General features: G+C 29.1%; 18 protein-coding genes and 2 other annotated features. Of the genes, 4 read left to right on the top strand and 14 right to left on the bottom strand.

All coding sequences use genetic code 11. From position 1 onward, the window contains the following. Positions 1-55: 55 nt before the first annotated feature. From BN3657_RS05720 to crcB, 4 genes are all read right to left on the bottom strand, one after another. Entirely contained in the window at positions 56-628 is a 573-nt protein-coding gene (locus BN3657_RS05720; RefSeq protein ID WP_062552128.1) for a hypothetical protein, read from the bottom strand. Between the two features lie 231 nt (positions 629-859). Beyond that, entirely contained in the window at positions 860-2,935 is a 2,076-nt protein-coding gene (locus BN3657_RS05715) for a sensor histidine kinase (RefSeq protein ID WP_062552127.1), read from the bottom strand. Beyond that, a complete protein-coding gene (locus BN3657_RS05710; RefSeq protein WP_062552126.1) occupies positions 2,935-3,633 on the bottom strand; it encodes a response regulator transcription factor in 699 nt (232 codons plus the stop codon). Before BN3657_RS05710 ends, BN3657_RS05715 begins: the two co-directional genes overlap by 1 nt. An 84-nt stretch (positions 3,634-3,717) precedes the next feature. After that, positions 3,718-4,080 (bottom strand): fluoride efflux transporter CrcB, encoded by a 363-nt coding sequence (gene crcB, locus BN3657_RS05705; RefSeq protein ID WP_062552125.1) that lies wholly within the window; start codon positions 4,078-4,080, stop codon positions 3,718-3,720. An 84-nt stretch (positions 4,081-4,164) separates the two neighbouring features. Here crcB and BN3657_RS05700 point away from each other — a divergent pair, with 84 nt between their 5' ends. Beyond that, entirely contained in the window at positions 4,165-5,484 is a 1,320-nt protein-coding gene (locus tag BN3657_RS05700; RefSeq protein WP_062552124.1) for a uracil-xanthine permease family protein, read from the top strand. A 121-nt stretch (positions 5,485-5,605) separates the two neighbouring features. Next, complete coding sequence (alr, locus tag BN3657_RS05695) at positions 5,606-6,766, top strand: alanine racemase (RefSeq protein WP_062552123.1); 1,161 nt, start codon at positions 5,606-5,608, stop codon at positions 6,764-6,766. 81 nt (positions 6,767-6,847) lie between these two features. Here the strand turns inward: alr and spoVG are convergent, their stop codons facing one another. Then, positions 6,848-7,174, bottom strand: a complete 327-nt coding sequence (gene spoVG / locus BN3657_RS05690) for a septation regulator SpoVG (protein WP_019138120.1) — start codon at positions 7,172-7,174, stop codon at positions 6,848-6,850. A gap of 161 nt (positions 7,175-7,335) precedes the next feature. Here spoVG and murC point away from each other — a divergent pair, with 161 nt between their 5' ends. Beyond that, entirely contained in the window at positions 7,336-8,727 is a 1,392-nt protein-coding gene (gene murC, locus BN3657_RS05685) for a UDP-N-acetylmuramate--L-alanine ligase (protein WP_062552122.1), read from the top strand. 97 nt (positions 8,728-8,824) lie between these two features. Here the strand turns inward: murC and BN3657_RS05680 are convergent, their stop codons facing one another. The 9 genes from BN3657_RS05680 to BN3657_RS05640 form a co-directional block, all read right to left on the bottom strand. Beyond that, positions 8,825-11,119, bottom strand: coding sequence for a stalk domain-containing protein (locus tag BN3657_RS05680; RefSeq protein WP_062552121.1), 2,295 nt, complete (start codon positions 11,117-11,119; stop codon positions 8,825-8,827). Between the two features lie 131 nt (positions 11,120-11,250). Continuing rightward, complete coding sequence (locus BN3657_RS05675; RefSeq protein WP_062552120.1) at positions 11,251-12,318, bottom strand: pyridoxal-phosphate-dependent aminotransferase family protein; 1,068 nt, start codon at positions 12,316-12,318, stop codon at positions 11,251-11,253. A gap of 184 nt (positions 12,319-12,502) precedes the next feature. Further along, entirely contained in the window at positions 12,503-13,585 is a 1,083-nt protein-coding gene (locus BN3657_RS05670) for a PIN/TRAM domain-containing protein (RefSeq protein WP_407675504.1), read from the bottom strand. 42 nt (positions 13,586-13,627) lie between these two features. Further along, complete coding sequence (locus tag BN3657_RS05665; RefSeq protein ID WP_062552118.1) at positions 13,628-14,110, bottom strand: CarD family transcriptional regulator; 483 nt, start codon at positions 14,108-14,110, stop codon at positions 13,628-13,630. Positions 14,111-14,410: 300 nt separating this feature from the next. Next, positions 14,411-15,754 carry a butyryl-CoA:acetate CoA-transferase gene (locus BN3657_RS05660; protein WP_062552117.1) on the bottom strand — a complete coding sequence of 448 codons (1,344 nt, stop codon included), beginning with the start codon at positions 15,752-15,754 and terminating at the stop codon, positions 14,411-14,413. Positions 15,755-15,770: 16 nt separating this feature from the next. Further along, on the bottom strand, positions 15,771-18,704 hold the full coding sequence (locus BN3657_RS05655; protein WP_062552116.1) for a UvrD-helicase domain-containing protein: 2,934 nt from the start codon (positions 18,702-18,704) through the stop codon (positions 15,771-15,773). A 14-nt stretch (positions 18,705-18,718) separates the two neighbouring features. Next, positions 18,719-19,000 (bottom strand): ArsR/SmtB family transcription factor, encoded by a 282-nt coding sequence (locus tag BN3657_RS05650; protein ID WP_019138113.1) that lies wholly within the window; start codon positions 18,998-19,000, stop codon positions 18,719-18,721. A gap of 226 nt (positions 19,001-19,226) precedes the next feature. Beyond that, entirely contained in the window at positions 19,227-20,597 is a 1,371-nt protein-coding gene (gene argH / locus BN3657_RS05645; RefSeq protein ID WP_062552115.1) for an argininosuccinate lyase, read from the bottom strand. A 1-nt stretch (position 20,598) separates the two neighbouring features. Then, positions 20,599-21,819: an argininosuccinate synthase gene (locus tag BN3657_RS05640; protein ID WP_062552114.1), complete on the bottom strand. Its 1,221-nt coding sequence runs from the start codon at positions 21,817-21,819 to the stop codon at positions 20,599-20,601. Between the two features lie 78 nt (positions 21,820-21,897). Further along, positions 21,898-22,096 (bottom strand) — a binding site (T-box leader). A gap of 202 nt (positions 22,097-22,298) precedes the next feature. Then, positions 22,299-22,497 (top strand) — a binding site (T-box leader). A 37-nt stretch (positions 22,498-22,534) separates the two neighbouring features. Here BN3657_RS05640 and BN3657_RS05635 point away from each other — a divergent pair. Beyond that, positions 22,535-23,344: a transporter substrate-binding domain-containing protein gene (locus BN3657_RS05635; RefSeq protein WP_062552113.1), complete on the top strand. Its 810-nt coding sequence runs from the start codon at positions 22,535-22,537 to the stop codon at positions 23,342-23,344. The last annotated feature ends 7 nt before the right edge of the window (positions 23,345-23,351 follow it).

Genomic DNA, 23,351 nt, shown 5'->3' with positions numbered 1-23,351 from the left:
AATTAGGGCAAAGAAAAAAGTCCGGTCTCCCGAACTTTCTCCTTCTCTAATTTTGTTAAATTTTATCGTCAATTAAATTAATAAATTTTTCATTGCCCTTAATTGGCAAATAAATTTCATCTTTTTGAAATTTTAATTGAGCATATTGATTAGTAAAAATAGTTTTATTTTTTAAATCCACAATATCATTTATTTGATAAACTCTATTGTTAAAAATAATTTCATCATCCTTTATTACAATTCTGTTTATCATTAAATCAAGGAAAACAAAAGTAATTATTAATAAAAGACAACTTTTCAAAAAACTTTCATATGACATAAGTAGTTGCAATAATTCATGAGGAATATTTTCATTATTATTTTCTGCAAATTTTAGAACTATAGCTCTAATTTGTGGAAATAAAAATTTAAAAAAACTTATTTTATAGCCATCCCTTAAAACGTCAAATAGACAGCCCATAAATTTCATAGCAAAGTAAATCCATATTAAAAAGAATGACAATGAAAAAACCAAATAAAGCGGATTTAGATTGTTGTAAATTTTTTCTTGATTAAATTTTTTACTTCTCTTCTTTGCTCTGTAATATAAAAGTAAAATCATAAAGCAAATAAAAATAATAAATTCCATTACTTTTCCTCTTCATCAAAACTTCAGAATCACTAAAAATTGTATAATCTTTTCATGATTCCCTTACGCCATTAAATATGTAAAATTAAATTTGCTTAATACCTAATTTTTAATAATAGCTCATAAAAATTTTCAGTTTTAGTATATAAAAATATTTTCTGCTTGTAAAGTGTTAAAAAGTCCGGTGAAATAATTTTCAACCGAACTTTCTCCTCTTTATTAAATTATATTTTAAAATTCTATTTTTACTTTAAATAAGTCTCCGTCAATATCAATGTCAAAGCTTGCACCGTGTGCTCTCACAAAGGATGAAGCTATTGATAGTCCTAGACCTGATCCTGATGTTGTCCTTGATTTTTCTCCGCGAGTAAATCTTTCCATGAGTTCCTCTGCAGAAATGTTAAGTGGATACTTGGAAATATTTTTTATAGTTAGTTTTACCCCATCTTCGTCAATTAAATCAACATAAACTCTCGAATTTTCTAGGGCATACTTAGAAATATTTGAAAATAAGTTGTCTAAAACTCTTGAGAATTTTTGTCCATCAACGTTAAGCAATACTTTTTCTTCAGGAAGATTTGAAATTATTTCTAAATTCTTTTCTGCAATTTTGTCTTCCCACTCCCCTATTGACTGTTGAACAAGAGAATTAAAGTCGAGTTCTTGCTTGTTAAGCTCAATATTATTTGATGTCGCCTTTGAAACTTCAAATAAATCTTCGATTAAGACCCTTAACTTGTTGGATTTTTCATTTATTATTTTTGAATATTCCTTCACTTGTTCTTCAGAATTATCATCTTTTGATAAGAGGTCTGAATAATTAATTATAGATGTCAGTGGAGTCTTTAAGTCGTGGCTTACATTTGTAATGAGTTCTGTCTTTAATCTCTCAGACTTTACTGCATCTTCAATGGCAAGGTCTAAATTCTCTCCAATATTGTTAAAGTTGTCGACTATGCCATCATAAAGTCCACCCTTTTTTTCAATGTTCTTTTTATAATTTCCCTTGACAATTTCACTGGACTCTCTGGAAATCCTTGAAACTTCATTTATATTTTTCATCAATATATAATAAATGAATATGCCAAATAATATCATTGGAATCAACATTTTTTCAGGAGCATAGTAAGACATAGTTGAAAACACCATATTGAGTATTGCTAGCAATATGAAAATTCCAAAATAAACTAGGGTAAATTTAATTTTTGCATCTTTAATATTTTTATTTTCTTCATCTATATTTGAAAATTCTGAAATTGCAGCATTAAAAATTCTATAAATTAGAGAATTTTTGACAAGATAATTTTCTGTATTCTTGTTAAATATGCTCTTTAATAAAATTATAAAATAATTTACTGTAAGTGAAACAATCACAAGACCAAGAAGATACAAGAAATAGAAAATATACAAATTTCTGTAAATTTCATTCATACTTGATATTCCTGCAGCAGAAAATGCAAATATTATAAATAAAATAATCATAAGTTCTATTGGAAACTTGAAAACTTTTCTCAAGCTTTCACTGTAGTCAATTTTTTCCATATTCATAAATAATCCGAGAAGTAGAGATAATATTGCAGCGATTAATACGCTTACTCCAATTTGTACTTGGACTTGGTCTCTAAATACATCTCTTTCAATATCTTTAAAAACTTCATCGTCTAATGATGTGTAATAAGCAAACTTTAGATTTTTAACATTATTATTACTATTTAATTTACTAAAGTTTTCATTTAGAGCCGTCTTAAAAGACTTGTCAATAAAATTATAGCCACTATCCATAAGTCTTTTACTTTTTTGAATTTTGTCAATCACTATACTATCATCAATTACCGAACCAGTAATCAAAAAGTCATTATTTCCCATTTCAATTTCTAATGGATCAAATTCATTTTTTTCATATTCATTAGTTAAGTAAAAAGTTTTATATTCAGATTTTATTTCTGGTTGTTCTATCATCCAATCTTCTAAATAATTTTTTGGATTAAGACCTTTTTTTTTCAATTCATCTTTTTTCTTTTGAGCATCGATCATTCCTAAATCAGTTATAGCATTTCCGTTTTGATCAAAATATTTTAGTTTATAGGACTTTATAGCATAGTTAAATGCTTTATAACTACTATAAAAATCATCATTGTCATTTACTGACTGATTTAGAGTGTTATAAATCCTATTTTCTGTCATAATTCTTTTATAAGATGAATCTGGATTCTTAGAAAAGAAAAATGATCCTGCCAAAAGTGAAATAAGTGATATCCCTAAAATTATTAAAGCATAATAGCTAAGTTTGTAAGAATTTTTTTTCATTATTTTCGCCTCAAATCTTCAAATTTGTATCCAAGACCCCACTGGACTTTTAGGTACATTGGCTTCTTTGGATTTACTTCGATTTTTTCTCTTATTCGTCTAATGTGAACTGTAACAGTCTTTGCCTCCATGGCTGGTTCATTCCAGACACTTTCATAAATTTCTTCAATGGAAAAAACCCTGTTTGGATTCTTCATTAATAGTTCCAAAATTTTGAACTCAATGGAAGTAAGACTAACTGGCTCGTCTTCTACATAGACTATTTTTTCTGATAAATCTAACTTGATGCTGCCTATCTCAATAAAATTCCTGTCACTTTTTAAATCATAGGCGTAAAATCTCCTCAAATTGCTCTTTACACGTGCAATGAGTTCCATTGGATTGAAGGGCTTTTGAACATAATCATCAGCACCAATATTTAGTCCAAAAATTTTGTCTGTGTCCTCTGATTTTGCCGATAAGATAATTATTGGGACAAAGGAAATTTCTCGCAGTTTTATTATTGCTTCTTCTCCAGAAAGTTTTGGCATCATGAGGTCCATTATAATTAAGTCAATTTTTTCATTTTTAAAAATTTCTAGAGCTTCAAGTCCATCTTCAGCATAAAAAATATCAAAATTTTCATTTTTAAGATAAATTCCAATGGATTTTGCGATTTCCTTGTCATCCTCAGCAATTAAAATATTGTATTTATCCATTACATCCCTCCTTCTGTAATTATATTAACAAATAATAATTACAAAAATTCCTCTTAATTCTTACAAATTTCTTAAATTATAATTCTAAAATTTTTCTAGTATTAAAAACCTTGCAAAGTAAATTGCTATAAGCGATAAAATTATGCTAATTAAGGCGTAAAAAATTGAAAGTGTTAAATTCCCATTATTTTCTAAATTAAATATTTCAAAGGCAAAAGTTGAAAAAGTTGTAAAACCTCCGCAGAATCCAACCTTTAAAAATAAGACAAGTCTAGGATCCAATTTATTTTTCTCAGCGTAAAAGGCAATTAAAGCTAAGAAAAAAGCTCCCACTACATTAATTATAAGTGTGGCAAGGGGAAAATCTCCACCACTATTTATCTTGTTACTTAAAAAATATCTGAGACCAGAACCCAAGGCCCCACCTAGGGCTACAAATAAATACATTTTTTGCTCCTTTCTTTTATTGTATGACAAATGCTTATGTGCTAAAATCATTTTGTTATAATTATATTAAAAAAGGAGTTTATTGTGAAGGAATACAAAAGAAAGAAACTTGAATACGAAGTCGACGACAAGCCTGGATTTCTGAAATCATCTCTTCTTGGTTTTCAAAATATTCTAACTGCTTTTAGTGGAATTATTGCAGTGCCACTTAGTATTGCTGCAATTGCGGGCACAAATGTAGCCGAAACTTCTGTACTTATCTCTGCTGCTCTTCTTGCTTCTGGTATATGTTCTTTTATCCAAACAAGAGGAATTTTTAAAGGAAATGCTAAAGTTGGGATTGGTCTACCGACTATAATGGGAACAGATTTTGGATTTGTTCCACCAGCCAATGCAGTTATTAACACTATGGGTGGCGGTCTTGCTGCTTACTTTGGAGCAACAATATTAGGTGCACTTTTAGAATTAATTTTAAGCTTTTTTATTAAGCCACTACTTAAATTTTTCCCAGAAGTTGTTACAGGAACTGTCATAAGCTTAATAGGTATTACTATGATGCCAGTTGCCTTTGACTGGGTTGGCGGTGGATATGGTGCAGAAAATTATGGAGATCCACTCTATATTGGCATTGCCGTCTTTACTTTCCTACTTATAATTTTTATAAATCATTATGCTAGAGGATTTGCAACAACTGCTTCCGTCTTTATTGCCATGATTATATCCTATATAATCTGTATCCCTTTACATCTTGTTGATTTCTCACAAGTTGCTGCTGCTCCTTGGATTAAGATTCCAGAAATTTTTCCTTTTGGAATTAGATTTGATTTTAAATTTGTAATTCCTTTTATAGCAGGCTATTTAGTTACTATTATAGAAACTGTTGGAGTTATGAAAACACTGGGAGAAGTTTGTGAAGTTGATTTAAGTGATAGCGACATTGCTTCTGGTGTAAGAGCTGATGCAATTGGTTCAATGCTTTCTCCAATTTTTGGTTCAGGTGCAGCCCAAACTTTTAGTCAAAATGTTGGACTAATCCCACTTACAAAATGCGCATCAAAAAAAGTTGCAATTTATTCATCTTTTATCTTAATAATAATGAGCCTTTGTCCCAAGTTTGCAACTCTTGTTTCCATTATGCCTACTCCAATACTTGGTGGAGCTGGAATTTTAATGTTCGGAACAATTTTAGGTTCAGGTATGCAAGCTCTTTCTAGGGCAAAGTTTTCATCAAAGAATCTAATGATAATTGCTGGTGGAATTGGTGTTGGTATTGGAATAACTATGCGACCAGATATAGTTTCTAAGCTTCCAAGTGTACTTGCTGCCTTATTTTCTTCAGGTATTTCTGGTGGAACTATTGTAGCTGTTATTTTAAATATTTTGCTTGTAGAAAAAGAATATTAATTTTAAACTGCCTCTGGGCAGTTTTTTTATTTTATCAAATAGTACTCTATATTTATTTCCTGTGATATAATGAAAAAAGCAATTTAAAATAATATTCTTACTTAACTGAAAGGAAGATAAGATGAAAGATTTTTTGACAAGACCTGCTTGGATAGAAATAGATCTTGATAAATTTGAAAACAATATGAAAGAAATAAAAAAAATGATAGGTGAAAATACAGAAATCATGAGTGTTGTTAAAAGCGACTCTTATAGACTTGGTGCCATACCCCTATCTAAAATTTCTGTTGATTTAGGAATAAAATATTTTGCAGTAGCAACTTTAAGTGAAGCCTTAATTCTAAGAAAAGAATTCCCAGATATTAAAATTCTAGTCTTAGGTTACACTCCAGAAAATTTATTTGAAGATGCAATTAAAAATCATATAATTCTTACAATTTATTCTCTAGATGATTCAAAAGTTTTAAACGAAAAAGCTAAAGAATTAAATGAAAAAGCCCTAGTACATATAGCTATTGATTCTGGTATGTCAAGAATTGGATTTACCCCATGTGAAGAATCAAAAGATCAAATAAAGGAGATTTTTGATCTTAAAAATATTTATGTAGAAGGAATTTTTTCTCACTTTGCTGCTTGTGAATCCGATCCAGAATTTACAAAAAGACAGTTTGAAGTCTTTACTTCCTTTATAGATGAATTGAAGGATCTTGATTGCAATTTTAAATATAGACATATTGCAAATTCACTTGCTGTCTTATTCCATCCTGAATATAATCTAGACATGGTAAGACCTGGAATAATTCAGTATGGCTATACAGATAGCGACGACCACTTGCCAGAAGAATTTTCTTTAGAAGAAATTGTTTCAATAAAAGCACAAATTGCATCAATAAGAGAAGTTAAAAAAGGAGAAACAGTAGGTTACGAAAGATATCATAAGTGTGAGAAAGATACAAAAGTAGTGACTCTTCCCCTTGGTTATGCAGATGCCTTTCCAAGAATTCTATCAGAAAAAATAGAAGTTTTAATTAATGGCAAAAGATGTAAACAAATTGGTCTAATTTGCATGGACCAAATGATGGTTGATGCCACTGGTGTCGATTGTGAAGTTGGCGATGAAGTTGTTTTAATTGGAAAACAAGCTGATGAAGAAATAAAAATTCGTGATATTTGTTCCTACTCTTCAGACTGCGAAACATCTTTTATCACTCACTTCCATGGCAGACTTCCAAAATATTATTTTAAAGATAAAAAATTAGTCTACTCTAACGAGATGGACTAAACTGGCTATGATTTTCATAGCCTTTTTTATTATAAAAATTCATAAAAAAAGAGAGCCTAGGGCCCTCTTAGAATTTTAATTTTATAATTCAGTTATTTCTTCTGCTTCAACTTCTATTATTTCTTCATTTTCTTCAGCTTCTTGGTCTAATTTTTCTTTTACTGAATAATATTCTTTAAAAACTACATCTTCAATTTGTTTTCTTGCTTCTGCGCTAATAGGATGAGCAATATCTCTGTATTCACCATTTGGAAGTCTTCTGCTAGGCATTGCTAAAAATAATGATTCCTTTCCTTCTATTATTTTTATATCATGAAGAACAAATTCATTATCAAAAGTTACAGATACTATTGCTTTAAGTTTTCCCTCAGTTGGTAATTTACGAAGTCTTACATCAGTTATGTTCATAGAAGTATCATCCTCTCTTTCTTTACCATATTATAACATAACTAAGCTATATATTAAATATATTAATTAAATATTTTATCTGAATTTACTTAATTATGATCCTAAAAAATTTTCTCAGCTTAGAAAATATGTTATAATTAAAAAGAATTGGAGGAAGTAAATTGTTTGAAATTAATATAGATAAAAGTAATTATAAAAATATATTTTTTATAGGAATTGGTGGTATCAGTATGTCTGCCCTAGCTGAGTTAATGCTTTCAAAGGGCTATAACGTTTTTGGTAGCGACAGGAGTCCTTCTATTAATACAGAAAAACTAGAAAAAAATGGTGCAAAAATCTACTATGAACACAAAAAAGAACACATAGATGGAATGGACCTTGTTATTTTTACTGATGCAATTTCCTTTGACAACGAAGAATATGTAGAAGCAGTAAAGCAAAAAATTGACTTAGTTGATAGAGCTACTTTTCTTGGTGCAGTGATGAAAAATTATAAAAAATCCATTGCTGTTTCAGGTACTCACGGAAAGACATCAACAACATCAATGCTTACAGAAATTATAAAGGACTTAGATATTAACCCAACTATTATGCTTGGTGGACAATTAAAAGATATTGACGGCAACATAAGGATTGGCGATAATAAATTATTCTTGACAGAAGCTTGCGAATATAAGGCAAATATTTTAAAATATTTCCCTACAACTGAAATTATTTTAAATATTGATGAAGATCATTTAGATTATTTTGACAATATTGATCACATAATAAGAACTTTTAAATCATATATAGATAATCTTGACGAAAGCGACTATGTTATCTTAAATGTAGATGATGACAATATAAAAACTCTTTTACCTATTGAAAATTGCAATATCTTTAGTTTTGGAATAAAAAACCATGCAGATATGATGGCAAAAAATATTGAATTTAGTATGGACGGTTTTCCCACTTATGATCTTTATTTAAAGGGAGAAAAAATTGCTCATGTTGAGCTTTCTGTCCTTGGTAAACACAATATTCTAAATTCTCTTGCAGCAATTTCTGCTTCTTATGTAAATGGTATTTCTATTGAGGACTCCATCAAGGGATTAAAATGCTACAAGGGAGTTGAAAGAAGGCTTGAAGAAAAGGGATTTTATAAGGGAACAAAAGTTATGGATGATTATGCTCATCACCCTACTGAAATAAAATCTTCTATTCACGCTATTAAAAAAGCCTGCAAGGGAAAACTTTACACAGTTTTTCAACCTCATACTTTTACAAGAACTAAACTTCTTTTAGACGCTTTTGCAAATTCTTTTGACGAATCAGATGTAATTATAATTACTGATATTTATGCAGCTCGTGAAAAAGACTATGGAGATATTCATTCAAAAACTCTTAGAAATGCCATAGCTGAACACAGAGACAATGCTTTTTATATTTCAGGTTTCGAAGATATAGTAAAATTTGTCAAAGAAAATATTGGAAAAGACGATATCCTTGTTACTATGGGTGCAGGAGATGTTTATAAAATTGGTGAAATGCTTCTAAATGAAGATGTAAAATAATTTTTAATTTAATAATTCAAATACAATTGGAACTCTTGGGAGTTCCTTTTTTAATCATTAAAAAAGACCTCACTTAAGAGGTCTTTTACTTTACAAATCAATTTTTATTGTTAACTTCATTATTTTGTTTTTCTTGATTTTGATTTATTTGATTTGAATTTATTGTTTCTGACATATTATTGTTAGAATTTTTATTCTCTTCAACTTTATTTTTGTTTTCATTGTTATTTTGATTTGTAAGCTTATTAGATTTTGCATTTTCAACATTATTTTCTTGTAAATTATTTTTTGAATTTACATTTAGATTTTTTTCTTCCTTATTTTCTTTATTTTCAAAATAAGAAATTTCTATTTCCCTACTTTCATTTATATAATTTACATTCATATTTAAGTTTTCAGCAATAAATCTAATTGGAACATAAGTCCTATCGCCCTTAATGATAGCAGCTTGATCTATAGCTACATCTTTTCCATCAACATTTATTTTTTTAGAATCAATAGGAAGAACAATAGTCTTTCCAAAGCTATTTACGGTTACAATTCTATTATCCCCGTCCCAAGATACATCTCCACCAATGGCTTCCACAATAAATCTTAATGGCACAAGAGTTCTAGAATTACTAATAAATGGTTTTGCATCCATTTTTTTAGCTTGTCCATTGATTGTGTAATTTATATTATTAATTTTCATCTTTATGAGTTTTGTATTTTCATCATAAAGTGACAAAGTTGAAGTTTTGTCACCAATTTTTGCAATAATTTTAGGACTTTTTCCATAATCATTTACTTTAATATTAAAATTATTTGGATCTACACTAGCTTTTAAGTCTTCAAAGGAATAGTTAATAGCTCTTGGAGAAATTTTGATTTTTCTGCCATTATATTCACCACTTGCTTCAACTTTTAAATCCATTCCTCTTTTTATAAACTTACTTTTTGTAGATATGTTGAAATTTTTGTAGTTAGAAGGATCTGCTACATTTATTTCTTTGTTAAAACTTTCACCCTTATCTGTTTTTAGGTTAATATTAAACTTTCCAGGATTTAGTGAAAGATAAGTTTGTCCATTTAAAATATTAGACCCATTAGAAAGATCTGCTAAAGTATAAGTTCTATTTTTAATATCAATTGGGTTTAAAAATTCGTCCCAAGCTGATTTTAATTTTAAGGTAATTTGTTCACCGACAATTGTGTTTAATTCACTTTCAAATTTGCCGTCAACAATTATACCAGTGTTTTTTGTAGTATTAAAAACTCCCAGACCATTTACTACTCGTCTTTCGCCTGCATTCCTTTCAGGATTTGTTGCTCTAGTTCTTTTTATATCACCAAGATTTCTTATTGCCATGGCAGTTGATCCACCACCATCAAGATTCATAGCCTTATAAGAACCTAAATCAAGCATAAGTTGTGAAAGTTCATTTATTGTAAGACCTGCTGATCTATTAGTTCTTCCTTCAGATGTTACAATGTAGACAGTTTTTCCGTCTTGACTTATTCCAACTGCAGTCCTTGCTCTAACTCCACCAATTGAAGAAATATCTTTAGTGTAATTTTTCTTAGCTCCATTTTCTACTAGAAGAGCATGTCCACCAATCATCATCTTCCAATTTCTATTTGGTTCAATATTAGTAGTTATATCTAGCTTGTCGCCAACTTTTACATTGTCACGCATAAATCTTTCTGAGCCACCGCTGACTTGAAGAATTTTTTTACCCTTTGGAATTGTCTTATTAATGTTTTTTCTGTAGACAATTTCTTCAACAACATTATTTTCAGAAAGTAAGACTTCTCCTGCTGTTTTATCTCCTCTAGACTTAGAAGTCCAAAAAGAATCATACATTTGAATCTTTGACTCGTGAGAATATTCCTTTGATGGTTGATACCAATAGAAGGTTTTATTTAAGCCATCAATTGGGTAAGACTTTCCATTTGGAGCTGTCACTTTGCCAACAAACTTTGTCATATCAATAAAAGCTGTGTTATTATTATCAATTCCAAAAGACCAAATGTCAGTTAAAACTGCTGGGGATGATTTTATATCTCCATCAATAATTGATGCACCTAGTGGAACCCCTTGTAGCTGCATTGTAAAAAAATCACCATTTACTAGTGCAACTGCATTTGTTCTATCTGCCATTTGTGAAACTGTTGCCTTATTTGTATAAGTACCTCCACCAGCAACTGTATTTATTTTTATGTGGGGGTTATTCAAATCAACTTTAACAACATTTGCCTGTGCATTCTTTTTATTTCTTTTAACTTCGTATTTGTACCTCACAACTCCTGGAGCAATGGGTTCTGAAAATAGTAATTTATTTTCTGCAAACACATTGGAAGTTATAAAAATAAAAAATAAAATCAAGGCAAGACTTATTTTTTTCTTTTTCATTTCATCAACCTCACTTATTTAAAAAGTATAAATCATAATAATTTTTTTCTCAAAGCAATTCGCAATTTGTAACAAAAACTTAATTATATAGGGCATAAAAAAATATCCTGTAATCCAGGATATTTCTCATCTTATTTTCTTAAAATTTCTTCAAAAGTTTTTGTAAATTCTTTCATGTCTTCCATACTTGTGTCACCCATATGACCAACTCTAAAAGTTTTGCCAGCAAGTTCTCCATAGCCATTGGAGATTAAAAATCCCTTGTCGACAAAATCTTTACTTAATTCATCAAAATCTAGTCCTCTTGTATTTTTTACACAAGTAATTGTTGGTGACAGATAATTTTTATTTCCAAAAACTTCAAAATTTTCATTAGCCCAATCTTTAAAATAATCTGACATTTCTTTATGTCTTTTAAATCTATTATCAAGACCTTCTTCATTAATAATATAATCAAGTTGGTAGGCAGCTGATACCATATTTGAAATTGCTGGAGTTGATGGGTATTGATAGTCGTGTTCTTTAATAAAATTATATAAAAGTAACAAATCTAAATAGTGACCCCTATTTTCAACTGTCTTTGCCTTTTCAACAGCTTTTTGTGAAAAAGAAGCAAAGCTAAGTCCTGGCACAAGTCCAAGACATTTTTGTGATGATGTAATTGCAATATCAATTCCATACTTGTCTTGATCAATTGGAGTGCCACCAGCAGAACTAACTGTATCAATAGCCCAAACTATATTAGGATATTTTTTTATAACTTCTTCTAATTCAGATAAATTATTTAAAATTCCAGAAGATGTTTCGTTGTGAGTTATTCCCACAAAATCATATTCCTTTTTCTTTAAAGCTTCTTCTAACTTATTTGGGTCAGTAGCTTCTCCAGGATCTGACCTTAAAATATCTGTTTCGATTCCATTTTCAAGTCCTAGCCTTTGCCAAAGATCTCCAAAAGTACCTATTGAACAAATCAAAGCCCTATTCTTTGTGCAAGATCTAATGGCACCCTCCATAAGTCCAGTACCAGATGATGTTGAAAGAAGAATTTCTTCTTTTGTTCCAAATACTTTTTGCATATTTATTGTAATTGATTTTTGAATTTCTGATGCTTCCTTAGTTCTATGTCCTATGACTGGTTTTTCAAATTGTTTTAAAACTTCCTCACGCACGGACACAGGACCGGGTAAAAATAATTTCATTTTCCTTCCCCCTATCTATTAACAAATAATAATACAAATAAAAATGTCCGTCAAATAAATAAATTTGTGGCAACACTTATAATAATTTTGTTTGCTATTATTTAGGTTATATTGATACCACTTTCATATTATATTTAATCAAATAAATATAAAAAACTCTGTCCTAAGACAGAGCTTCTAAAATTTAATTTTTTAATTTTGCAAAAATCATTTTACCTGCAGAAGTTTGAAGAGCCGATGTTACAACTACATTGACCTTTTCTCCGATTAGGTCCTTTCCATTTTCAACAACAATCATTGTGCCGTCATCGAGATAAGCAAGTCCTTGATTGTGTTCCTTTCCTTCTCTTACAATTAATATATCCATTTCTTCACCAGGAAGGTAAAGTGGTTTAACTGCATTGGCAAGTTCGTTGATATTTAATACGTCTAAATTTTGGACTCTTGCCACCTTATTTAAATTAAAATCATTTGTCACAATTTTTCCATTTAAATCAATAGCAAGTTTTAGAAGTTTTGAATCTACTTCAGGAATTTCTTCTATTTTACCCTTGTAAATAATGACTTCTACATTTTTTAGTTCTTGAATTTCTGCAACTGTATCAAGTCCTCTTCTGCCACGATTTCTTTTTAAAGCATCTGCAGAATCAGCTATGTGTTGTAATTCTTCAAGAACAAAAACAGGAACAACAAGAGGGCCTTCAATAAACCCTGCCTTAACTATATCAAGTATTCTTCCATCAATAATGACAGAAGTATCCAATACTTTAGGAATGCCAGCATAATCAACTTTTACTTCTTTTGACTTTATACTTTTCTTTGTAGCCACAGAAGTAAGATCTCTAAATTTTTCTGAAATTGTATCCTTATTTGACATTCCAATACTAAGACCTAAGTAACCAAGCATTCCATATAGTAATATTGAAATTACAGAACCAACATAGGGGATTGGAATCTTGTAAATAGGTTGAGAAATTAAGAATGCTATTATAAGACCAAGTATAAGTCCCACAGCACCAAGTATTATTTCTGTAAAAGATTTTGTTTGGATTTGTTTTTCCCAAAAAGCCAATAAATCTTCTAAAGCTTTAAAAGCCTTGGGTGAAAATATAAAAAATATAAGTGCAAATAATAAAATAACTATAACAGAAATAACTGTTATAAATTTTTGACTTCCAATAGCTTTTACATATTCGATATCTGATAATACAGATACAAGAAAAATACCGACTAGTGCACCTATTAAGGTAAATAGCAACTTAAAAATTATGGATACAATTTTTCGGCTTTTGCTAATAAAAATCCCTCCTTATCCAAAAATGGCATCATCAATTAATTTTGTCACTTCTTCTACTTTTTTGTCAAAAACAAGAACCATCTCTGAAACTATAATTTGCTTTGCTTCAGTTAAAATTTTCCTTTCACCTGTCGACAAAGATTTTTCTCTATCTAGGTTTTCAAGACATCTAACAACATCCGCAATTTCTTTTAAGTCTCCAGATTTAATCTTGTCAAGATTGTATCTATACCTCCTATTCCAATTTTTAGGCATAGAAATTTCCACTTCAGAAGATAGGGCTTCCAAAACTTTTTTCATAGTTTCACCATCAGAAATGTTTCTAACACCTATCTCTTCTGCATTTTTAACAGGAACCATTACCTTCAAATCATTAATAGGTAATCTCATTATGTAGTATTTATGAACATTTCCAAGAATTTCTCTTTCTTCAATTGCCACAATTTCGCCTGCTCCATGCATAGGATATACAATCTTATCGCCAATATTAAACATATTTTACCTCCTATTGTCCCTATTATTAGTATAGCAGAGCTTTTTAGAAAAGTAAATATTTTAATATATCATAATTTTTTGCAATATGCAAAGACTTTTTTAAATTTTTATTAAATTTGTTATAATTATAAATTTCCTATGTGAAAATTAAAAATACTGTATGTGAAATTTTATTGAAGTAAATTATAAAATTATTAAATTATTTTAATTATTCTAACCAAAAAAATTAACTTTAAAAAATTTTACTTCAAAAATAAAAAAATGCCTCCTGAAAAAATCAGAAGACATTTTATATTATAATTATCTTTTGTTAGTTCTTCTCCAAATATTCATCTTTTCTGCTTCTTTAATTAAATCATCCCTAAATTCTGGTGCAGCAAGATTTATAATACCTTCTGCTCTTTGCCAAGTTGATTGACCCTTGCAGTTGTATTTACCATATTCTGTTACAATCCAGTGAGTGTTTGGTCTTGCAGCTGTTATTGCAGAGAAAGTTTCAAAGTTTGGAACAATTCTTGATTCTTCTTTACCTGTTTTCTTGTTCATAAACTTAGAAGATAAGCAGATAAATGATTTACCACCCTTAGATAAATAAGCTCCAAGAACGAAGTCAAGTTGTCCACCTGCTCCAGAGATATGTTTTGCTCCAGAAGATTCTGAACTTACTTGTCCAAATAAGTCTACGTTAACTGCATTGTTAATAGATACGAAGTTGTCTATTTGAGCAATTACTCTGGCATCATTAGTGTATGAAACTGGTGCAGCCATTGCATCAGCATTAAAGTTTAAATATTCATACATTTCTTTTGAACCTGCAGCAAATCCATAAGCTTGTCTAAATCTATCAATATTCTTTTTAGCTCCTGTAATTTTTCCTTTTTTAGCCATGTCAACAAAGGCATCAACATACATTTCTGTATGAACACCAAGGTCCTTTAAATCAGAATCTGCAATTAAAGATCCAACTGCATTTGGCATTCCACCAATTCCAAGTTGAAGTGTTGCGCCGTTAGGAATTTCTTCAACAATTAATTCTGCAACCTTTTTATCAACATCGCCAAAACTTCCCTTTGGAAGTGTTGCAATTTCAGGATTATCTCCTTCAATTATATAATCAACATCTTTGATATTTATTTCATGTTCAAATCCACCAAGACAAGTTGGCATATTTTCATTTATTTCTATAATAACTTTGTCAGCAACTTCAGTAACTGCTCTTAAATGAGATGCATTAAGTCCAAAGTTGAAGTTACCATGCTTATCCATTGGAGGAGTAACAATAACTGCTATATCAACTTTACAGTTTTCTCTGTACCATCTTGGAAGTTCAGAATATCTTAGTGGAGCGTAAAATCCTCCTGGTGTTTTGTTAATTCTTGATCTATCAGGTCCACCAGCGTGCCAAGAATTCCATACAACTTTTTCACCTTCAGGATCTTTTTTAAATACTTCTGGTTCCCAAAGAAGTACGCCGCCTCTCAAATAAATTTCATTTAATTCATCAAGTCTTTCAGCAAGTGCTTTGTCAAAAGCAACAGGTGTACTAGCAGCCCAAGCGTAGTCAATCCACATATTGTCTTTTACCATTTGTGCAGCTTCTTTTACTGAAATAAGTTTTTCCTTATATTCCTTAGAATAATCCATATTTCCTCCTTTAAAATTATAAATAATCCTTTAATAGTCTGTGAGACCTTAAAAATTTAATGTAATTTAAAAATTCTTCCATTATTTTTTTATATTTTTCATTATTTGTCTCTAAAACTATTTTATTTTTACCCCTTAAATCAAAAATATATGCAGCTTTTACTTTAACTTTGTATAAATTTTCATAAATTGCTGAATAAAGTATTAATTGATTTTCATAAGTTTCCTTTAGTTCTTCTATATTCATATCACTTGTCTTTATATCAACAATATAATATTCGCCATTTTTTTCAAGAACTTGATCAATGTAACCCTTTACAAGAAAACCATCTAAATCATAGTAAAATAAAAGCTCTTTATCTATTATAACCTTTTCTTCCATTTCTAGGTAGTTTAAAGCTAGTTTTCTTGCTATATTTAATTTTTCTAAATTAATTTCTTCTTCATAATATGAAAAAATATCCTTTAAAAGCTCATCAATATTTCTTTCACTTACATCATCTTTACTATATTTATAGGCAAATAAATGAATTATATTTCCAAGAGTTTTTGGATCAATAACTTGATTTTTCCCCTTGCCTTTTGTGTAATTATCAACTCCTAGAAAATATTTATAATAGAAATCTTTTGGACTTCTCTTGTAATTTATAAAATCTGTTACTGTATAGTATTCTCTAATCCTATTATCAAATTTAAAGTCTAAGTCAAGTGTCTTAAAGTTTTTATTTTTTGTAGATAATTTTTTTCTACTATTAGATAATTCATATTCTTTTAACTTTATTTCATCATTTAATAGTGAAAAATATGAAGAAGAATTTGCTTTTTCATAATTTCCAAATAAAATTAATTCTTTTTTTGCCCTAGTCATGGCAACATAAAGGACTCTTTTTTCCTCTTCTTCATCAATTTCTCTTGTTTTTTTTGAAATTTCCTTGTAGGAATAATTTGATAAATCTGAATTAATTCCAAGTCCAAGATCCTTATCTACAATAATTCTCTTGTTTGAAGTTAATTTTTTTGCCTTATCCATATGAGAAATTATAAGAGCATCAAATTCTAATCCCTTAGATTTGTGAATAGTAAGTAAATTCACTCCATCGCCAAGATCTTCAAAGGTCAAAGACTCAAGAAATTTTTCATAGCTTCTATAATCATTTGAAAATTTTTCTATAAATTCCTTTGATTTTTCTTTAAAAATATAGAGGTATTCCCAATCTTTTTCTTCCAAAGTTCCAAGATTATAAAAGTAATTCATTATCTCTTCTATAACTTCATCAAGCATAAGATATTTGGACTTATCTCTTAAATCAGATAAAAATCTTAAAAATTTATTTATATTTTTATTTGAGGACTCATAATTAAATAAGTCATTAGAGTTGTCAATTCCTGAGTTCAAAATTCCAATTATATCCTCAAATTTAAATTTTAATAACTTCGAATTAAATAGAGATAAAGTTTCCACAAACTCCTTGGGACTGTAAAGAACTACTAAAATATTTTTTGTTACTCTTAAAACTTCAATCTCCTCTAACTTTCTATCTCCTTTGTTAAAATTAATATTTCTAGCAGATAAAATTTCTCCAATTTCCTCTATTTGTGCATTGGATCTAGATAAGATTGCAATATCTTTTGAATCATATTTATTTAGAAGGTCCTTTACCAAGTCTGCAATTTCAAAATTTTCAGCTGAATTATATAAATAAACTCCTCCACCATTTTCTAAATTAAATTCCATTTCGTCATAGGGCTTAATTAAATTTTCAAAAGTTTTATTTATAAATTTAACAATTTCTCCATCGCTTCTATAATTTTTATTCATTACAAGAGATAGACCTCTATCTTCAACTCCACTAGCAAAGGAAAAATAAGAAGCCAAGTCTGTTCCTCTAAAGGCATAAATCGATTGTTTTGGATCTCCAACAATAAAAAGATTTGATGAGGAAAAAGCACTTATAATTTCATTTTGAATCTCATTTGTATCTTGATATTCATCAACTAAAATATAAGAGTATCTCTCTTGAAGTTCCTTTTGCACAAAAGGATTTTTTAATATTTTTTCTGAATAAGAAATTATGTCATTATAGTCCAGACTTTTGTTTATGCTTTTAAAATTTCTATAATTTTTATCAATTTCTTTTAATATTGTAATAATTACATTATAATAGTCCTTGTTTTCACATTCTAAATCTTTTTTTAGGTCTTGAATAATTTCCTTTATTCCATTGATTTTGTCAGTGTATTTTTTAGAAGTCCCAAGATTTTTTTCTATTTCATCTAGAGTTTCTAAATTATAAACTTCAATTTTTTTAAGATTTTCAATATTTTCATCATAAAAAGCAGAAAATTTCTTTCCATTAGCAGATCTATAATCTTCCAAAAGCAATAATAAATCCTTAAAAGTCACATTAGACTTAGAAAAATTTAAACTTTTTGAAAGAATATCTTGAAAATCCAAATTGTTATTTTTAAACTCACAATAAAGATTGAAAAAATTATTCTCTTCTTCAAAGGGACTGGACTTAAAATTTAGTAAATAAGACTTATATTTTTCGTCTTCTATTGTATTTAAAGCATCGTGAACAGCCCTTTTCAAAAAAATTTTAGAATCTTCTTCTTCCAAAATTTTAAAACCTGGATTAATCCCCAGTAAAAAAGAATAATTTTCAACAATTTCAAGAGCAAAGGAGTGGATAGTCATAATATTTAAAACTTTATCATCAAAATCAATATTGTTATCCACTAATTCTTTTGAAATTCTAGCAAGCATTTCTTGAGCAGCTTTTTTTGTAAAAGTAATCGCTAAAATTTCCCTTGGATTTATATTATTTTTTACAATATTAATAAATCTACTAGTAAGAACTCTGGTCTTTCCAGTTCCTGCTCCTGCCATTAGAGTCACATCTTTATCAATGGAATAAACTGCTCTTTTTTGAACCTCATTTAATTCCATAAATTCTCCAAAATTTACTTATTAAAAAGTGTTTTTGCTAAGTTCAAAATAAATTCGTTTTCAACTTTATAAAAGATTTCAGTTCCATTTCTATCACTATTTAATATTCCTGCACGTCTAAGTTTTCCCAAATGAGACGAAACTGTTGGCTGAGGAATGTGAAATTTTTCTTGAAGTGACCCAACATTTGAAGGACCATTTTCAATTAAATTTTTAATAATACTAAGTCTTACTGGATGAGCCATCACTTTCAAAATTTCGGCTGTGTTTTCTAAATTATTGATTTTCTTTTTCAATTTAAGCCTCCAAATATTTATAAATTTAAATTGATTATTAATATATATTATATACTTAGAATATTTAATATTTACACTTTTGTCAATACTTTTTGTATAATATTATTCATTAATATATTGTCATCATCATAGAGACCTACAATTTAAATTGTATTTATATTTAAATCCATTTTAAAAAAGAAAAAAATAAGGTCCAAGACCTTATTTGAAAATTTCTATATATTTTTTATAAATTTAATGACTTTTTTAAATTTTTAATTTGTATTTTCACAGCTTCTTCTGCAGGTCCACCGTAAACTTTTCTATTTTTTAAAGAATTTTCAATTTCAATAAAATCAAAAAGATCTTCTCCAAAAATCTCACTAAAATCTTTGTATTTTTCTAATGAAATATCTTCTAATTTTAAATTATTTTTCAAAGCATAATTTACAATTTGACCCACAAGGTCATAGGCTTCCCTGAAGGCAAGACCCTTTACAACTAGATAGTCTGCAAGATCTGTCGCATTTAAATAACCTAGTTCTGCCGACTCTCTCATCTTCTTTTTATTAAGTTCTAGACTTTCTATTATTGCACTCATAATTTTTAGACAAGATGAAGTTGTTTTTACTGAGTCAAAAAGCGCCTCCTTATCTTCTTGAAAGTCCTTGTTGTATGCAAGAGTTGTCCCTTTTAAAATTGTAAAAACTGTAAAGAGATCTCCAAAAGCTCTGCCACTTTTTCCCCTAACTAACTCTGCCATGTCTGGATTTTTCTTTTGAGGCATTATACTTGATCCTGTAGAAAATTTTCCTGAAAATTTAATAAAATTATACTCGCTGCTGGAAAAGTAAATTAACTCTTCACAGAGTCTTGACAAGTGAGTCATAATTAAGGAATTGTTAAATAAAATTTCAAGTACATAATCTCTATCAGAAACTGAATCCATAGAATTTTCTGTTGGCTTTTTAAATCCAAGTTTTTCACTAGTCATAAACCTATCTATATTAAAACTTGTCGTTGCAAGAGCACAAGAACCCAAAGGATTTTCATCAAGCCTTTCATTTGTATCATAAAGTCTTTCTAAATCTCTTTTTAACATCTGAGCATAGGATAAGATATAATGAGCAAAACTTGTAACTTGTGCATGTTGCATGTGAGTAAAAGCTGGCATAATTGTTTTTTTATTTTCTTCAGCAATTTCAATAATTACTTTAATGAGATTTAAGATATCTTCTTTAATTTCACCTAAAACTTTTTTGGAATAAAGTCTTAAATCCACAGCACACTGATCATTTCTAGATCTTGCAGTGTGGAGTTTTTTCCCCACATTTCCAACTCTTTTTGTAAGTTCATTTTCAACAAAAGAGTGAATATCTTCTTCATTTAAATTTATTTCTAACTCTTTATTTTTAATTTCTTGTAAAATATTTTTTAACTCATTAGAAATTATTTTACAATCCTCTTTACTTATAATTTCTTGTTTAGAGAGCATCTCAACATGTGCAAGAGAGCCTCTAATATCTTCTTCAAATAAAATTTTGTCAAAATCTATGGACTTGTTAAATTGATGAGTAAAATCCTCTAGCCCTTCTAAGTGAGATCCCCATAAATACATATTAAACTCCTTTATTTATCTTAGCATCAACTAGCGTTTGAAGAGAATAAAGATTGATAAAACCATCGGCGTCACTGTGAGAATATAAATCTTCTGCTCCATCTCCAAAGGAAGCTAAATCTTCATTGTATAGAGAATACTTTGACTCTACCCCTGCTGGAATAATATTTCCCTTATAAAGTTTTAACTTAACCTTTCCACTTACATTTTTTGTAATTTCATCTGCAAAAGCTAAAAGTCCCTTGATAGAATTTGAATACCACTTTCCATCGTAGACAAGATCTGCAAATTTTATAGAAAGATAATTCTTTAAGTGTGATGAATCCTTATCAAGAGTAATTGATTCTAAAATTTCTAATGCTTTATAAAGTATCGCTCCTGCTGGATTTTCATAAACTCCACGACTTTTCATTCCAACAAGACGATTTTCAACAATATCATCAATACCAATTCCATTTTCACCGCCAACTTTATTTAAATAGCTTAAAATTTCTGCAGGACTCATTGTTTTTCCATTAACAGCAATAGCTTCTGCTGCTTTAAATTCTATTTCAATGTCACAAACTTCATCTTTTGCCTTCATTGGAGAAACTGAAAGTTCCAAAATTTTATCAAAGTCAGGATAATTTTTTGGATCTTCTAAATCTAATCCTTCATGAGATAAGTGCATAATATTTAAATCTTTTGAATAATTTGTTTCTCTTGAAATCTTTAGCGGAATATTGTGTTCTTCTGCATAATCTATTTCTTCTTCACGAGATTTAATGTCCCAAATCCTCCAAGGTGCAATAATAGGCATATCAGGAGCAAAATGCTTTATTCCCATTTCAAAACGAATTTGATCATTTCCCTTTCCAGTACATCCATGACAAATTGCATCACAATTTTCTTTCTTTGCAATTTCCACTAAGGATTTTGCTATAAGAGGTCTTGCAGTGGCTGTTCCCAAGAGATAATTTTTTTCATATTTTGCTCCCATTTTAAGTGTTGGGAATACAAAATCTTTTACATATTCTTCTACAAGATCAACTATATAAATTTTCGAAGCTCCTGTTTTAATAGCTTTTTCTTCTAGACCTTCAAGTTCCTTTTCTTGGCCGACATTTCCAACTACTGCGATAACTTCACAATTGTAGTTTTCTTTTAACCATGGGATGATAATAGAAGTATCAAGACCACCTGAATATGCTAGAGCAATTTTTTTATAATTTGTATTTTTCATTTTTTTCCTCCAAATAAAATCTTATGTTAGGACAGCTTACTTTGAGACTCAAAAAAAAGTATAAAAAAATCGCCCCTATCAAGGGACGAAGAACGTGGTACCACCCAAATTTGTATATTTCTATACCTCAAAAACTATAACGCATAACCGGGCAAATCTAAATATCGAGATGCCAGTTCCAAGCTCCTATTTCAAATTATCCTCCCTATTTTCTCCCAGCAAACGAAAACTCTCTTCAAGTCTTGGATAATTTTACTTCGCTTTTCAAAACTTTTATTGTTTGATATCCTAACAAGTTAAATTTATTTTGTCAAGTAAAATTTTTAAAAATTCTTTATAAAATCTTTTTTACGAAATTCTATCTATATTATGTCAAAAATAAAAATTTTTTAAAAAATTGAATTTAATCTTTATCTAAAATAATTTTTAAAATATTTATAAAAAGACTTGACAAAAATAATTTATCATAGTAATGTATTGTGAAATCAATGAAGTGGACAAAAAGTATTCTCATAAACTTTTTAGAGAGCAGGGTTAGCTGAAAGCCTGTAAGTGGAAAGAATATAATAGAACCACAGAGATTCTGTAAGGAAATTAGTATTTACAGAGGTTAACTGCCTTAAAGTTTTGAGATATCTAAAAGATAATTAGAGTGGTACCGCGGACTTCGCCTCTTTCATAGAGGCGATTTTTTTTATTTTATGGAGGAAAAATTATGAAAAAAATAATAAGTATATCAAGTATAATTTTGGCTGTTCTTATAATTGGTCTTATAATATTTTTTAATAAGTCCAAGGAAAATTCTAATTCAAGAATTGATGAAATTAAAGAGTCTGGAAAAATTGTCATGGGTTGCAATGCAAATTATCCACCTTTTGAATTTCACAAAAATATAAATGGAAAAGATGAAATTCTTGGCTTTGATGTCTTTATAGGCAAAGAAATAGCAAAAGATCTTGGTGTTGAACTTGAAATTTCTGATATGGAATTTTCTTCAGTCCTCGCAAGTTTAGATACTGGTGTAATTGATCTTGCAATATCTGGAGTTTCTAAAACTTCTGAAAGAGAAAAATCCATGGCATTTTCTAAAGTTTATTATGAACCTAAAAATTATTTATTAGTTAATAAAAAAGACTTTGGAAAGTACACTCAAAAAGATTCATTAAAGGATCTTACAATTGGTGTTCAAACTGCAACTAGTCAGGAAGATATTGGAAAAAACTTGCAAATTAAAAAGCTTGTTTCACTTCCAAAAACTCCTGATTTAGTAGCTCAATTAGATGGTGGTCTTATTGATGGAATCATTGTAGAAAAATGTGTTGGAGACAATTATGAACTTTCTAACGAAAATTTAAAAATCGAAGATTCATTCTTCTTTGATGCTGACTTAGATGGCACAGCAATTGGGCTAAATAAAAATGATACAGAATTATTAGAAGCAGTTAACAAAACTTTAGATAGACTAGAAAAGGAAGGTAAGTTAGATAAATATTATGATGAAGCCCTAGAACTTTCTACTAAGTAGGTGACTT

The organism is Peptoniphilus phoceensis, from assembly GCF_001517665.2.
Lineage (GTDB): Bacteria > Bacillota > Clostridia > Tissierellales > Peptoniphilaceae > Peptoniphilus_A > Peptoniphilus_A timonensis.
This window is presented reverse-complemented; position numbering and strand designations above follow the sequence as displayed.